This is a genomic window from Amycolatopsis sp. NPDC028719 (assembly GCF_055565395.1).
In genome coordinates, this window is the sequence record NZ_JBVHUL010000002.1 from 745,065 (window position 1) to 760,383 (window position 15,319).

At 69.7% G+C, this 15,319-nt stretch carries 11 protein-coding genes; 5 read left to right on the plus strand and 6 right to left on the minus strand.

The window, feature by feature from the left end:
* Positions 1–5: 5 nt before the first annotated feature.
* Positions 6–1,211 carry a LacI family DNA-binding transcriptional regulator gene (locus ACZ4TR_RS11465; RefSeq protein WP_465286956.1) on the minus strand — a complete coding sequence of 402 codons (1,206 nt, stop codon included), beginning with the start codon at positions 1,209–1,211 and terminating at the stop codon, positions 6–8.
* 152 nt (positions 1,212–1,363) lie between these two features.
* On the opposite strand from ACZ4TR_RS11465, the gene ACZ4TR_RS11470 reads away from it, so the two are divergent.
* The gene (locus ACZ4TR_RS11470) at positions 1,364–2,635 is read left to right on the plus strand and encodes an ABC transporter substrate-binding protein (RefSeq protein WP_364521795.1); all 1,272 of its coding nucleotides are present in this window, start codon (positions 1,364–1,366) and stop codon (positions 2,633–2,635) included.
* Between the two features lie 130 nt (positions 2,636–2,765).
* Entirely contained in the window at positions 2,766–3,290 is a 525-nt protein-coding gene (locus ACZ4TR_RS11475) for a GNAT family N-acetyltransferase (RefSeq protein WP_465286957.1), read from the plus strand.
* Here the strand turns inward: ACZ4TR_RS11475 and ACZ4TR_RS11480 are convergent.
* From ACZ4TR_RS11480 to ACZ4TR_RS11500, 5 genes are all read right to left on the minus strand, one after another.
* Positions 3,287–4,048: a GH12 family glycosyl hydrolase domain-containing protein gene (locus tag ACZ4TR_RS11480; protein ID WP_465286958.1), complete on the minus strand. Its 762-nt coding sequence runs from the start codon at positions 4,046–4,048 to the stop codon at positions 3,287–3,289. The two genes, ACZ4TR_RS11475 and ACZ4TR_RS11480, sit on opposite strands and share 4 nt — an antisense overlap.
* Before the next feature lie 82 nt (positions 4,049–4,130).
* Complete coding sequence (locus ACZ4TR_RS11485; protein ID WP_465286959.1) at positions 4,131–5,933, minus strand: glycoside hydrolase family 6 protein; 1,803 nt, start codon at positions 5,931–5,933, stop codon at positions 4,131–4,133.
* A 31-nt stretch (positions 5,934–5,964) separates the two neighbouring features.
* On the minus strand, positions 5,965–7,509 hold the full coding sequence (locus tag ACZ4TR_RS11490; protein ID WP_465286960.1) for a cellulase family glycosylhydrolase: 1,545 nt from the start codon (positions 7,507–7,509) through the stop codon (positions 5,965–5,967).
* A gap of 10 nt (positions 7,510–7,519) precedes the next feature.
* Positions 7,520–10,465, minus strand: coding sequence for a glycoside hydrolase family 48 protein (locus ACZ4TR_RS11495; RefSeq protein WP_465286961.1), 2,946 nt, complete (start codon positions 10,463–10,465; stop codon positions 7,520–7,522).
* A gap of 431 nt (positions 10,466–10,896) precedes the next feature.
* Positions 10,897–11,892 (minus strand): LacI family DNA-binding transcriptional regulator, encoded by a 996-nt coding sequence (locus ACZ4TR_RS11500; protein WP_465287348.1) that lies wholly within the window; start codon positions 11,890–11,892, stop codon positions 10,897–10,899.
* Positions 11,893–12,142: 250 nt separating this feature from the next.
* Between ACZ4TR_RS11500 and ACZ4TR_RS11505 the strand changes: the two genes are divergently transcribed.
* From ACZ4TR_RS11505 to ACZ4TR_RS11515, 3 genes are read left to right on the plus strand one after another with little or no spacing between them, the layout of a single operon-like run.
* Positions 12,143–13,444, plus strand: coding sequence for an ABC transporter substrate-binding protein (locus ACZ4TR_RS11505; protein ID WP_465286962.1), 1,302 nt, complete (start codon positions 12,143–12,145; stop codon positions 13,442–13,444).
* 4 nt (positions 13,445–13,448) lie between these two features.
* On the plus strand, positions 13,449–14,438 hold the full coding sequence (locus ACZ4TR_RS11510; RefSeq protein WP_364521781.1) for a carbohydrate ABC transporter permease: 990 nt from the start codon (positions 13,449–13,451) through the stop codon (positions 14,436–14,438).
* On the plus strand, positions 14,435–15,319 hold the full coding sequence (locus ACZ4TR_RS11515; RefSeq protein ID WP_364521779.1) for a carbohydrate ABC transporter permease: 885 nt from the start codon (positions 14,435–14,437) through the stop codon (positions 15,317–15,319). Before ACZ4TR_RS11510 ends, ACZ4TR_RS11515 begins: the two co-directional genes overlap by 4 nt.

Sequence of the window (15,319 nt, forward strand, 5' to 3'; positions counted from 1 at the left end):
CCCGGTCAGCGGGCGGGGCCGGTGCTGCCGCGGGTGATCAGGCGCGGCCGGGAGGCCCAGCCGTCGCCGACCTCTTCGCCGGCGATCAGGTCCCGCAGCATCGACGCGGCGAGCCCGCCGAGCTCCGCCAGGGGGCGCCGGATCGCGGTGAGAGCCGGGCGGACGAGGCGGCAGAGCGCGGAATCGTCCCAGGAGACGACGGAGACATCACCGGGCACGGCCAGCCCGAGCTCCCGGGCGGCGACGAGCGCGGCGACGGCGAGGGAATCGGTGTCGCAGAGGAGGGCGGTGGGCCGGGGGCACGCGGTCAGGACGTGCCGGACCGCGTCCGCCGAGGGTTCGATGCGGGCCATGACGGGATGGGCGCTGGGGTCTCCCCACCGGAAAGCCGGGGTCACGGCGGAAATACCGGCACGACTCGCGAGCCCCGCGGCCCGGATTCCGAAATCGGCGACCGGATCCACGCCGAAAAGCCCGCCCCGGTCACGCCGGCCGGCCGCCGGCAAGCCGCCGGCCGGCGAATCGTCGGCGCCGGCGGCCGGCAGCGCGACCGGCCCGCCGCCTCCACTCCGGCGGTCCGTGAGAGCGCCCGCCCCACCGGTGGCCCCCGCACCCGTCAACCCCAGCCGCCGGGCTTCGACCGTGAACGCTTCTTCCCTCTCCTCCTCTTCCGCGAACGCCGCCGGCCCCACTATCCGGACCACGTGCCGGTGTCCCAGCGCCGCCAGGTACTCGAGTACCTCGGCCGCCGCCGCGGTGTCGTCCACCCGGACCGACGGCACGCCCGGCAGCCCGCCCGGGCCGCCGAGGACCACCGCCGGGAGGCCGATCCGGACCAGCTCCGCCGCGCAGTCCGGGCCCATCAGCAGCACGCCGTCCACCTTGCGCTCCGCGCGCCAGCGCCGGTAGACCGCCAGCGCCGCGTCGTGACTGGTGGCGACCTGCACCACGAGCTCCGGCGAGAACCCGTCGAGCAGGGCCGGGACGACCACTTCGGACGGTCCGTCGAGGACCAGCCCGATCGCCCCGGCGCGGCCGCCGGACAGGGCGCGCGCCGTGCTGCTCGGCGACCACCCCAGCTCCCTGGCGATCCGCGTGATCCGGCGCCGGGTCGCCTCCGAAACGCCAGGACGCCCGTTGAGCGCGTAGGACACCGCACCCTTCGACACGCCGGCCTCCCGTGCGATGTCGGTGATCGTCGGACGCTTCATCGCAGTCCTTCCTCACGCGAAAGTTTCGAGCACGCAAGCGTGTCCGCACGGACACCCGCCGTCGCGCACCTTGACACCCGGTGGTCCCGGAAACAACACTCCGACCGGGAGCGCTCCCAATCACGAGGGAGTGAGCCCTGGAGGGGGAGCGCATGAGGCTGATCCGAAGACGGCTGGCTTTCGCCGTCGCTGTCGTCCTGCTCGTCTTCACCGGCGGCTGTGGCCCGAGCACGCCCGAGCACATCACGCTCACCCTGGCGACGTTCGGCGAGTTCGGCTACGACGACCTGATCCCCGGGTACGAGTTCACCCACCCCGGGATCGACGTCCGCCAGGTGCGGACCGACCAGGGCGGCCCTTACCACCAGGACCTGCTGGGCAAGCTGCAGAGCGGGCAGGGCCTCGCCGACATCCAGGCCGTCGAGGAGGGTCACCTCTCCGACGTCCTCGCGCAGTCCGCGAAGTTCGCCGATCTGGGCGAGATCGGCCCGGCCGACGTGAAACCGGGCCGGTGGCTGGAGTGGAAGTACGAGGCCGGCCGCAGCAAGGACGGCAAGCTCATCGGCTACGGCACGGACATCGGACCGCTGGCGATGTGCTACCGCAAGGACCTCCTCGAGGCGGCCGGGCTGCCGACCGACCCGGGTTCGGTCAAGACGATGTTCGCGAGCTGGGACAGCTACTTCAAGGCCGGCGAGAAGTACGTCAAGCGCTCGAAGGGCAAAGCCTGGTTCGACTCCGCGGCGCAGAGCTTCAACGCCATGGTCAACCAGCTGCCGGTCGGCTACCTCGACCGCGAAGACCATTCGACGCTCGAGTCGAACACCGCGCTCCGGAGCGCGTGGGACCAGGTCACCACCGCCGTGAAGCAGGGGCAGTCGGCCGGGCTCACCGCCTTCGCCGAGGACGGCAACGACGGCCTGCGCCTCGGCGCCTTCGCGACGAAGGTCTGTCCTTCGTGGATGCTCGGCGTCATCGAGCAGCAGGCCGGGCTCGGCAACGCCGGCAAGTGGGCGATCACCGACGCGTTCCCGGACGGCGGCGGCAACTGGGGCGGCTCCTACCTCACCGTGCCGGCCGCGAGCGAGCACCAGAAGGAAGCCGCCGCGCTCGCCGCCTGGCTGACCGCGCCGGAGCAGCAGCTGCACGCGTTCCGGGTGAGCGGCAACTTCCCCAGCCAGGTCGACGCCTTCACCTCGCCCGACCTGCTCAGCGAGATGAACGGCTACTTCGGCGGCGCGCTGGCCGGGCAGGTCTTCGTCGCGCAGGCCCAGAAGGTCGGGAAACCGCAGTACAAGGGCCCGGGCGACGGCAAGATCCAGGAGACGGTGGTCGCGCCCGCGCTCAAGGCGGTCGAGGGCGGGGCCGACCCGGCCGCCGTCTGGCAGCAGGTGCTGATCGGGGTGCACCAGGTGGTGCCCTGATCCTTCGGCGGTCCGGGACGGATTTTCTTCGGGGACGGACACCCGGTGAGCTCCTGTCGACGGTTCGGACACAGTGGACCGGCGGAGAAACCCGGTCGCGTTCCCCTCCCCCGTCCGGCACCCTGGCCCGGTGACGACTCCCGACCTCACGCCGCTCGCCGGCCATTCCGTGCGCCACCCCGGCCCGGACGACCACCTGCCCGTCCTCGCCGTCCTCGACTCCTGGTGGGGCGGGCTCGGCGGCGACGAAGGCTCCCGCCAGCGGGCCCTGCTCCTCCCGAAGCTGATGTTCCAGCACTTCACCGGCAGCAGCTTCCTGGTGACCGGCGACGACCGGATCGTCGCGTTCCTGATCGGGTTCCTCTCGCCGTCCCGGCCGGCGGAAAGCTACGTCCACTTCGTCGGCGTCGACCCCGCCGAACGCGGCAAGGGCCTCGGCGCCGCCCTGTACGAACGCTTCTTCGCCTACAGCCGCGAGAACGGGCGCAGCACCGTCCGCGCCATCACGTCGCCGGTGAACAAGGGTTCACACGCCTTCCACACCCGGATGGGCTTCGTGACCGAGCCGGGACCGAAGGAGTTCGACGGGCTGCCGGTCCAGCCCGACTACGACGGGCCGGGGCTGGACCGGCTGTCCTTCCGGAAGGACCTCTAGCCCGACACGCTGAACGAGCGCACGCCCAGCCCGGTCTGGCCCTGCCACGGCTCGAACCCGAACTGGACGCTGGTCAGGTACCAGGAGTCGCTGATCTTCCCGCGGTTCACGCCGTCCCGGGTGAAGTCGGACAGGTTCACGTCGAGGCTGTCCGTGCCGGAGTTCCGGACGTAGGAGATCACGTTCCAGCCGATGTTGCCGAACCAGACGGTCCACGTCGCGCCGGCGAGCTGCACGGTGCCGATCACGCTGCCGACCGGCTGCGGGGCACCCCGGTGGTTGCCCCAGATCATCACTTCGGCGCCGGTGTTCTGGCCCGACGGGTTCGGCGACGGGTCGTACCAGACGTCGTAGGCGGCGTCCCACTGTCCCGCTTGGACGGTCGTGTAGTTCACCTGGGACCGCAGCGACCCGAGCGACCGGACCTGGCGGGGCAGGCCGCTGTTGCTGCTGCAGTTGCCGTAGTGGCAGCCCGCGTAGACGGACGGGTAGCTGCCCGGAGCACCGTTGGTCGGCCGGTTGTGCGACGCCGTCGTGATGGTGAAGCCGGTGGTGGACACCGAAAGGCACTGGGTCGTGTCGTCGCCCCAGTTGTTGTTCTGCACGATGTACTTGCCGCCCTGGATGCGCAGCGAGCCGTACTTGTCGCACAGTTGCGTGTCCGCGGCCGCCGGGGGCGCGGTGACCAGGACACCGCCGGACAGCAGCACGGTCGCGGCTCCGAACGACGCCAGTGTGGCCCGTAGCCGGTTCTTCATGGGAGCTCCTCTGCTCGAAGGGACGGAGTGGAGACCCGGGCCGGACGGCGGCTGCGCGGCACCGCCCGGCCCGGGAGACTTGCTACTGCACCGGCGGGTAGGCGTTCTGGACCAGTTCCTCGAACTGGGCCTGGAACCACTTGCCGGACAGCGGCGAGTTCGGCAGGGCGCCGGTCAGGTTGCCGCCGTTGGCCTGCTCACTGCCGTGGAAGGCCGGGTCGCACATCCCGTCGAAGCCCTTGCCCTCGTCGTTCGGGATCTGCTGGCTCGCGCCGTCGGACTCACCCGGCGGCTTGATCCAGACGTAGGCGTCGAAGTGCGCCGCGGGCGCCGTGGTGGGCCGCACGCCGAGCCCGGCCCCGCTCTGGTTGCACCAGTTGCCGCGGTGCAGCCGCCGGTCGATCCGGCCGGAGTTCACGTAGCTGTCCACTGTGGACCCCGAGGCGCCACTGGGCCGCGCCGAGCCGCCCCAGCCGTTGCGGGAGGTGTCGATCAGCATGCCGATGCCGCTCGGCAGGCCCGCGGAGACGAACGCGTTGTACATCGCCGTGGCGAACGGCACCTCGGCGAAGTACGGGTTCCACTGGTAGAACGTGGCCGACCGGAGGGGCTGGCCGCCGACGTTCAGGTTCGAGTCCGGCAGGTTCGGCTCGGTCAGCGGGGTGTAGTTCGCCGTGTCGCTGATGAACCCGTCGATGCTGTTCACCCCGGCGGTCGTGCCCTGGAGCGTCTGCTTGACCAGGTTGACGAACGGGCCGAAGTTGCTGTCCCAGCCCAGCCACGCCGAGTGCGCGATGTCCAGGTAGTTGTAGACGTTGGAGATCGCGTGCAGCTTGTTCAGCGCGTACTGGATGCCCTGGGTGTACGCCCCGGTCGACTGCGCTTCGGCGCACTTGGCCGTCGCGGTGTTGGTGATCAGGTTGGGCAGCGAGTCCGGTTCGACGACCGCCACGACCCGCAGCGGCGCGTACTTCGAGTCCGACAGGATCGAGGCGATCGGGTCGATGTACTCGCTCTTGTACCGGGCCAGGCCGCCCGAGCCCGCCTGCAGCTCACCGTTGGACGCCAGCGCCGCGCAGTCGCGGTTCGGCAGGTCGTAGACGACGATCTGGATCGTCACCGGCGTGCCGCCGCTCTGCTGGGCCAGCGCCGCGTCGAGGTGCCCGCGCAGGCCGCGGGCGCTCGAGGTGCCCTCGATCGCCGCGATCCGGTCGAGCCACACGGCCGTGGACGTGTTGGCCACCTTGGCCATCTGCGCGCCGAGCGTGCCGCCCTTGGCCGCGGCCGCCGCGGTCACCGAGGCCGACCAGTCCGGGTTCACGTACCCCTTCGCGCCGGCGTACGGGTTGTCCACGTGGGTGCCCGGCTGCGGCGTGGTCGTGGTCGTCGGGGTGGTGGGTGTCGTCGGGGTGGTCGGGGTGGTCGGCGTCGTGGGCGTGGTCGTGGTGGTCGTGCCGCCGTCGCAGTGGACGCCGTTGAGCGAGAACGACGCCGGGATGTCGTTCGTGCCGGAGAACGAGCCGTTGAAGCCGAAGCTCGCCGACGCGTTCGACCCGAGCGCGCCGCCCCACGACGGGTTCTTCGCGCTCACGTGCTTGCCGCTCTGGCTGAACGTGGCGCTCCAGCCCTGCTGCACCTGCTGGTTGCCGGCGAAGTCCCACTGGACGTCCCAGCTCGTGACGGCGTCGCCGAGGTTGGTCACCGCGACGTTCGCGGTGAACCCGGTGTCCCACTGGTTGACGGTGTAGGTCACCTTGCAGCCGGAAGCGGCGGTCGCCGGGCTGCCGCCGGCCACCAGCAGCCCCGCGACGACCGCGGCGGCCGTCACCGAGGAAGCCGCGGCGAGCCGCACCTTCCTCCTCGGGTTCCAGAATTCACTCTTCATCGAGTGTGCTCCTTCGTGTTCGGTGGACGGGTCAGGTGGTGCACGCGGTCGCGCCGACCGCGAAGCCGCCGGGCGAGCCGGTCGAGGCGCCGGTCGCCTGGAAACCGATCGACGTCGAAGCGCCGCCGGCCAGGTCGGGCGCCCACGACGGTGCCTTGGCCGTCGCCTGCTGCCCGGACTGGGTGATCGTGGCGCCCCACCCGCCGGTGATCTGCGTCCCGGACGGCACGGTCCAGCCGAGCGCCCAGGTCTTCAGCGGCGTGGTGCCGGTGTTCTTGAGCGTCACGGAGGCGACGTAACCGCCCTGCCACGTGTTGTCGACGTGGTAGGTGACCCCGCAGCTCACCGCGGGCGGATCGGTCGTGCCGCCGCCCGAGCCCGTCGGCGGGATCAGGTACGGCTGCAGGATCGCCTGCTTGGCCTGGTTGACCGTGGTCCAGTCGTCGTTGAGGATGCCGCCGGTGTCACCCGAGTTGGGGTTCCACGACCAGTACGTGAAGCTCATCCCGGTCGTGCCGGTGCCCGAATACTTCATCAGCTCCTGCAGCCAGGTCTTGTCACGCGGGTCGGCGAGGGTGCTGCCGAACTCGCCGAGCAGCACCGGCGCGATGTGCTCCTTGTGCAGGTAGCCGAAGAAGTGGTCCCACAGCGCCGGCAGGTTCGCCGGGAACGACGGGTCGGAGAACCACGGCTGCGCGAACACCGACGTGGCGTACTCGTGCGCCGAGTAGACGAGCTTGTCCGGTTTGGACAACCGCACCGGGAACTGGCGGGCGCCGGAGAGGTTGCCGCCCCACCAGCCGCACTGCGGGTCGCCGGTGCCGCTGACGCAGTCGACGCCCTCGACGATGACCAGCCAGTCCGGGTTGGCGGCGAGCACGGCGTTGCCGCCGCGTTCGGCGGCCAGGCGCCAGTCGGTCGCGGTGTCGCCGCAGCCCCAGCACGCGCCGCCGCCACCCTGGATCGAGTGCGGCTCGTTGTGCAGGTCGGCGCCGATCACCGTGGTGTTGCCCTTGTAGTGCTGGGCGAGCATCGTCCAGTCGGACAGCCAGCGGCTTTCGGGGTAGGCGCTGGTGTACCAGAGCGGGGACTGCGCGCCGGAGTCCGGCCGGTGCCGGTCGAGGATCACGCGCATGCCCTTGGTTCCGGCGTACCCGATGATCTTGTCGAGCACCTGGAGCCCGGAAAGCCCTTGCAGGTCCGGGTTCTGGACGGCGTCGATGCTGGTCGGCTTGACGCCGGAGTCGAAGAGCTGGTTGGAGTACGGCAGCCGCAGCGTGTTGTAGCCGAGGCTCGCCATCTGGTCGAGCATGTCCTTGTAGTTGCGGCTCCACAGGCCGTGCGGCGAGTAGTTGCCGGTCTCGGCGCCGAACCAGTTGACGCCGGTCATCCGGACCGGGGTCCCGGTCGCGTCGACGAGCTGGGACCCGTTCGCGTGCCAGAAACCGGTCCCGGTTCCGGCCAGGGCGGCACTTTCACGGGAAAGTGCCGGAGCGGGGGCCGCGGTGGCCGGGGACGCCGTGAGTACGGCGCCCCCGACCAGTGCGGCGACCGCGAGGGAGAGCAGTCGCTTCATCGAGTGCCTTTCAGCCGAACAGGGCGACGTGCGCGGCGAACGCCGTGGCGATCTCCGACTGCGCCCAGAACCGGTGGTAGGTGAACGTCGGTGCGGCGCCACCGTCCAGGTAGGACTGGACCTTCGGCCATTGCGGGTCGCTCTTGTAGAAGGAGCGGATCGAGGTGAACGTCGAGCTGGAGTTGATCGCGTCGCCGTTCGGCATCGTGCCCGTCCAGCCCGTGGGCACGTACAGCCCCTGGTCCGTGGTGGCGTTGTAGGTGTCGTCGAACCGGTCGTAGTCGGACCGGGTCTCCGGCACCGTGATGCCCTTGGTGTCGGCGTTCGCCGAGAGCGCCGTGAGCAGCTGCTCCCCGACCGACTTGGCCTGGGCGTTGCTCGATCCCGACGCGTAGTAGAGCAGCGTCTTGGCGAGTGAGGCGGCGACCCCGACGTCGTTGTTGTAGTTCTTCACGGTGACGTGCAGGCCGGTGTTCGAGCCCGGGCTGGTGGCGCTCCAGGTGTCCGGCGCGCCGCTCCACGTCAGGTCGGCCGGGATCTGGAAGCTGCCGCCGGCCCCGACCGTGGTGCTCGCGATCGCCCACGGGACCCACTTGTCGAGGATCTTCTTCGCCCGGGCGTCGCCGGTCGCCTGGTAGTACTCGGCGATCCGTTCCATGCCCCAGGTCTGGAAGCCGAACCACTGGTTGCTCGGCGGGTCGTGCCAGACCGGCTGCTGGTCGTAGAACATCCCGTAGAACGTCGGCGTGCCGGACGGCGGGGTGCCGTACTGGCCTTCCCAGCTGTTGGTCGCGCCGCCGGCGAGCCCGCCTTCGGACGACTGCAGCCACTGCAGGAACTCCAGCTGCCGGCCGAGACTGGTCGCCCAGTCGCTCGCGCCGGTCGCCGACGTCACCTTCAGGCCCGGATCCGTCGACAAGGCGTACGCCGCCAAGGGGTTCTGGTAACCCTGGTGCGCCGCACCGTCCCCGATGCGCCACGCCCACGCGCTGGACGAGTCCATCGAGCCGCCCCAGGCGTAGTACCAGGAGACGAGGTAGTGCTCGCTGTCCTTTCCGGTGCCGGCGGCGCAGCTCGACGCGCCGACGCAGTTGCCGATCTTCTTGAAGTACTTGTCGAACAGCGAGTACCGCAGGTAGTCGCCCATCTTCGAGGCCTTCTTGACGGTGGCCGCGATGTCCGAGCTCTTACCCTGCGCGGCGGCCCACTTCTCGGCCTGGAAGGCCACCTGCACGGCGCGGGCGTCCGCGTCGGGTGCGTTGGTGTACTTCCACTGCTTCGCGTAGGACGTGTCGCCGGTGAACAGGTCGAGGTAGCCGTTCTTGCCGCCGAACTTCAGGACGTCGCAGCTGGGCTGGGTGATCGTCTCCCAGACCGACTCCTGCGAACCGCGCTGGAAGGTGTTGATGAACGCCGGCGCGGTGTTAGTGCCGTCCTCGCAGTGCCCGAACTTGTAGATGTTGTCGACGTCGAGCAGCCAGTGCATGCCGTAGACGTCCGCCGAGCCGTAGGCCGCCTTCAGCTCCGCCGCGATCGGGTCGGCACCGACGGACACGCCGGACTGCAGCTGCGACGGGTACTGCTTCGGGCTCGGGTATTCGGCCGCGTAGGTGGCGGGCTTGCTCGCGTTGTAGCCCGAGTTGCCCGGCTGGTCGGCCGCCGACGGGATCGCGTACGTCTCGATCGACGTCCACGCCTGGTTGAACGGTGCCCAGTCCCCGGTGATCCGCCCGTAGGACGCTTCCAGCCACAGGTAGTAGCTGAACGCCTCCGAAGTCGTCTCGTGGCCGTGGTCCGGCGCCTCGACGATCAGGGTCTCGATCGAGTGGTAGGGCACCAGGATGTTGCCGAACTTGCGGAAGTAGCCGTTGTTCGGGTCCTTGATCTTGTTGTACTGGGTCAGGAACGCGAGCTGGTAGTCCGAAGTGGACGACGAAATCTCGTTCACCGTCACCGTCGCCGCGGTGTACCCGCTGCTGCTGGCGGTGAAGGTCGCGCTGCCCAGCGCTCCCCCGTTGTCGGCGCTCTGCACGGTGACGTTCTGCGGGGTGCTCCAGTTCGCCGTCGTGAAGGTGAGGCTCGTGGGGCTCGCCGTCAGGTCGGTGCTGCCCGCCGTCCTGGCCAGGGCGACGGTGACCGGGCCGGTGGGCGCGCCGGCGAGGGAGACGGCGAACGTGCCCGTCCCGCCCTGTTTGACCTGCGCGGTCGCGGGAGCCGCGACGATCGTGGGTCCGGAAAGGACCTTCACGCTCACCGGGCTGGACGTCGTCGACGCGTTCTTGTTGTCGTAGGCCTTGGCCGTGATCGAGTACGTCCCGGCCGGGACGTTCGCCCAGCTGCCTTCGAACGGCGCGGCCGTGTCGGTGGCCAGGAGGGTGTCCCCGGCGTAGAACTCGACCTTGCTGACCGTGCCGTCGCTGTCGGCGGCGGTGGCGGCGAGCGGGACGGTGGCCGGGGCGTAGTAGGTGCCGGTCGACGCCGGTGAGGTCAGGCTGACGGTGGGGGCCTTGTTGGCGCCGGTGCAGGCGGTGCCGTTGACGGAGAAGTCGGTGGGTGGGCGGTTGGCGGAGCCCTTGGATCCGTTGAAGCCGAAGCTGGTGCTCGCCCCGGTGTCGAGGTGGCCGTTGTAGGAGAGGTTCGTGGCGGTGACCGCGGTGCCGGTCTGGGCGAAGGTGGCGCTCCAGCCCTGCTGGACCTTCTGGCCGTCGAGGAACGTCCAGCCGACCTTCCAGCTGTCGAGGGCCGCGCCGTCATTGCGCAGCGAGACGCTGGCGGTGAACCCGGAGTCCCAGTCGTTGGTGGTGTAGGTGACGGAACAGGCGACGTCGGCGGCGAGCGCCGAAGGTGGGGCGACCAGCCCGGCGGTGAGCGCGACCACGGCCGAAGCCAGGGCCAGCGCGCGGCCGCGTAACCAGCGCGTTCGGCGCACACGGCGCCATCGGGGAGAGGAACGCATGGCTGCGGAACTCCTTTGTCCGTAGGGAGCCAGCGATCTGGGAGCGCTTCCAGGCGCAGACGGTAGCCAGCCGGAAACGTGGATGTAAAGAATCGAGTCAGAAGGACACCTCGGACGAAGACGTCACATCTGCGCGCCCGGCGCACGACGGCTCACTGAACGTTCCTGAACAGCCGCGGCCGATGGTCGCCCCACCACTCGAACGGCCCAGCGACTTGGTCACGCGGCGTGCTGAGGAAACGCCGTTTAGCGCCAAAGGCGTGCACCTCAGCCGGGACCGCTCCCAGCCACCGCCGCCCGCGACCGTGTCGACCCTCTAATCACGCGTGCCGGCCCTTCAATCACACGAGCCGACCCTCTGGGCACGCGAGTTCGCCGGCCGGGCACGGACGCGAAGGGTCGACACGCGTGATCGGAGGGTCGCCACGGAGTCAGCTCGAGGCGCGGACCGCCAGGGAGGTCGGGAGGATCTGCTGCCGGGGCTTGAGGTTCTGGTCGTCGAGCAGCTGCATCAGCGTCTCGACCATCGCGTGGACCTGCTCGCGTGGGTCCTGGTGGACCGAGGTCAGGGGCGGGTCCATCGCCGGGGCGAGCGTCGCGTTGTCGTCGAAGCTGACCACCGCGACGTCCTCGGGGATGCGGCGGCCCGCCGAGTCGAGGGTGCGCAGCGCGCCCACCGCCATCATGTCGCTCGCGACGAACACCGCGTCGAGGTCCGGGTGGCGGGCCAGCAGCGCGGCCATCGCGTTCGCGCCGCCGGACAGCGTGAAGTCGGCCTCTTCGGCCAGGTCGGCGGGGTCGAGCCCGGCGTCCAGGAGGGTCTTGCGCCAGCCGGCGAGCCGGTCGATCGGGGCACCCTGGTCCTGCGGCCCGGCGATGGTGCCGATCCGCCGCCGCCCGGACGCGACCAGGTGCTCGACCGCGAGCCGGGCGCCGCCCTCGTTGTCGAAGTCGACGACGTGCACGCCGCGGCGGATGCCGGCCGCCTGGCCGCCGAACACCACCGGGATGCGCAGCAGCCGCAGCGCCTTGGGCAGCGGGTCGGCCCGGTGCGGCGCGAACACCAGCGCGCCGTCGACGTGGCCGCCTTCGAGGAAGCGGACCGTCCGGCTCAGGTCCTCGCGGATGTCGCTGAAGATGAGCACCATCTGGCGGCCGACGTCGGCGAGCTCCCGGTAGCCGGCGCGCATGACGGCGGCCCGGTACGGGTCGTCGAGCAGCCGGGACTCCGGTTCCGACAGCACCACCGCCACGGCCCCGGTCCGCCGCGTGACCAGGGAGCGGGCCGCCTGGTTCGGGGAGTAGCCCAGGTCGCGTGCCGCGGCGAGGACCTTCTCGCGCGCCGCCGCGCTGACGTACGCGTCGTCGTTCAACGCGCGGGACGCCGTCGACCGCGACACGCCGGCGAACGCCGCGACGTCCTCCAGCGTCGGCCGTTCTTCATCCCCTGCTCGAGGCCCCACGGCACCGCCCTCATCCACCCGTTACCACCCTGACCGCCCCAGCTTAACGTTCACGCCCGCGCACGTCCGGGAGCGCTCCTCGCAGGAAACACTCCGGTTACGACCCCTTGACACCGGTGAAGGGCCCCAGCAGACTCTGCGACACCTGGGAGCGCTCCCAGATCGGCTCCCAGCAGTGAGAGCGCTCATTCCCGTCAACAAGGTGGTTGGACACGTGAGAACGATCCGGAACGGCCTGGTCCTCGCACTGGGCATCACGATGACGGCGCTCGGCGCCACAGCCTGCGGCAGCGGCGGTGACGCGACCCCGCCCGCGGCGGCTCCGAACGAGCACGTCGACCTGACGCTGGCGACGTTCACCGAGTTCGGGTACGAGGCCCTCATCCCGGAGTACGAGCGGCTGCACCCCAACATCAAGATCACCCACCGCAAGACCGGCCAGGGCGGCCCGTACCACGAGGAACTCGTCACCAAGATGGCCGCGGGCTCGGGCCTCGCCGACGTGACGGCGCTCGAAGAGGGCCACCTGTCGGACTTCCTCGACAAGGGCTCGAAGTTCAACGACCTGAGCAAGATCGGCCCGGCCGACGCCTCCCCCGACCGCTGGCTGAACTGGAAGTACGAAGCCGCCAAGACCAAGGACGGCAAGCTCATCGGCTACGGGACCGACATCGGCCCGCTCGCCATGTGCTACCGCAAGGACATGTTCAAGGCCGCCGGCCTGCCGGACGACCCCGAAGCGGTCAAGCCGCTGTTCGCCACCTGGGACAGCTACTTCTCCGCCGGCGCGGACTTCGTGCAGAAGAGCAAGGGCAAGGCCTGGTTCGACTCGGCCGCGCAGAACTTCAACGCCATGGTCAACCAGCTCCCCCAGGGCTACATCGGCACCGACGACAAGCTGGCCGTCGAGGGCAACCAGGGCATCAAGGACGCCTGGACCAAGGTCACCGACGCCGTCGCCAAGGGCGAGTCGGCCAAGCTGACCGCGTTCAGCAACGAGTGGAACACCGGCTTCAAGCAGGGCGCGTTCGCCACGAAGGTGTGCCCCGCCTGGATGCTCGGCGTGATCAAGGAGCAGGCCGGCCCGGAGAACGCCGGCAAGTGGGCCGTCACCGCGGCCTTCCCCGGCGGCGGCGGCAACTGGGGCGGCTCGTACCTGACCGTCCCGACGCAGTCGAAGCACCCGAAGGAAGCCGCCGAGCTCGCGGCCTGGCTGACCGCCCCGGAGCAGCAGATCAAGGCGTTCCAGGCCAAGGGCACCTTCCCGAGCCAGGTCAAGGCGCTGACCGACCCCGCGCTGCTGAGCAAGACCGACGACTACTTCGGTGACACGAAGGTCGGCGAGCTGTTCGCCGAGCAGGCCAAGAAGGTCCAGAAGCCGCAGTACAAGGGCCCGGGCGACGGCCAGATCCAGGAGAACGCGTCCAGCCCGGCCCTGCAGGCGGTCGAGCAGGGCAAGTCGGCTGCGGACGGCTGGAACCAGATGGTCGAAGCCGCGAAGAAGATCACGCGCTGAGCAGATGACCGTCATCGACAAGATCGCGCCGGAAGGGAGTAAGGCCGGGGAGCGAGTGTCTCCCCGGCCCACCTTCCGTCACCGGTTGAGCCGGTGGGACGTCAAGGTCTCGCCGTACCTCTACATCGCGCCGTTCTTCATCCTGTTCGGGATCGTCGGGCTGTTCCCGCTGCTCTACACCGCGTACGTTTCGCTGTTCAAGTGGGAAGCCGGCAGCGACGACCCCGACTTCATCGGCCTCGACAACTTCAAGGAGCTCTTCGCCGACGCGCAGTTCTGGAACGCGCTGACGAACACGATCAGCATCTTCCTGCTTTCCAGCGTCCCGCAGCTCATCATCGCGATGCTGCTGGCGGCGCTGCTCGGGGCCCGGCTGCGCGGCGCGACGGGCTGGCGGGTCGGCATCCTGCTGCCGTACGCGGCCAGCCTCGTCGCCATCGGCATCATCTTCGCCAACCTCTTCGGCCCGAAGTACGGGCTGATCAACGGCGTGCTGCAGACCATCGGGCTGGACCCGGTCGACTGGCAGGCCAACCGGTTCGGCAGCCACGTCGCGATCGCGATCATGGTGAACTGGCGCTGGACGGGCTACAACGCCCTGATCGTGCTGGCGGCCATGCAGGCCATCCCCAAGGAGCTGCACGAGGCGGCGCTGATCGACGGCGCGGGCACGTGGCGCCGCTTCTTCAACGTCACGCTGCCGCTGCTGAAGCCGACGCTGATCTTCGTCACGATCACTTCGACGATCGGCGGCCTGCAGATCTTCACCGAGCCGAAGCTGTTCGACGCCATGCCCGGGTCGAACAACGGCGGCTCCACCAACCAATTCCAGACCGTGACGCTGTACCTCTACCAGACGGCCTTCCAGAACGCCGATCTCGGCTACGCCTCGGCGATCGCCTGGGTGCTGTTCCTGATCATCGTGCTCATCGCGCTGGTGAACTTCTTCCTCACCGGCCGGATCGCCCGCACCCCGGCGGTGAAGAAGAAATGACCACCCTCCAGAGTGACATCAGCGATGACGTCCGGAAACCGGGATTCCGGCAGAAGGTCGCCACGCTCGGCAAGCCACGCAAGGCGACCTACATCGTCCTGGCGATCTTCGTCCTCGGCTCGCTGTTCCCGTTCTACTGGTCGTTCCTCGTGGCCAGCCGCGACAACGGGATGCTCACCGAGCGCATCCCGCCGTTCGTGCCCGGCGGCAACTTCTTCGCCAACGCCGCGCGGGTGTTCGACACCGTGCCGTTCTGGAAGGCGCTGGGCAACAGCGTCCTCGTCTCGGGCACGGTGACCCTGACGACGGTGCTGTTCTCCTCGCTGGCCGGGTTCGCCTTCGCGAAACTGCGCTTCCGGGGACGCGACAAGCTGTTCGTGTTCATCGTCGTCACGCTCGCGGTGCCCACCCAGCTCGGCATCATCCCGCTGTTCATCGCGATGTCCGAACTGGGCTGGACCGGCACCCTGACGGCGGTGATCGTGCCCAACCTGGTCACCGCGTTCGGCGTGTTCTGGATGCGGCAGTACACAGTGGATGCCCTGCCGTACGAGCTGATCGAGGCCGCGCGCGTGGACGGCTGCAGCATGATCCGGATCTTCTGGAACATCTGCCTGCCCGCGGTGCGCCCGGCCGCGGCGATCCTCGCGATGTTCACGTTCATGATGTCCTGGAACGACTTCCTGTGGCCGCTGGTGGTCCTGGACGCGGGCAACCCGACCGTCCAGGTCGCGCTGGAGAAGCTCCAGAGCGGCTACTACGTCGACTATTCGCTGGTGCTGGCCGGCACGACCCTGGCCACCATCCCGATCCTCATCGTCTTCGTCCTCCTCGGCCGCCAGATCGTGGCCGGGATCATGCAAGGTGCCGTGAAAGGGTGA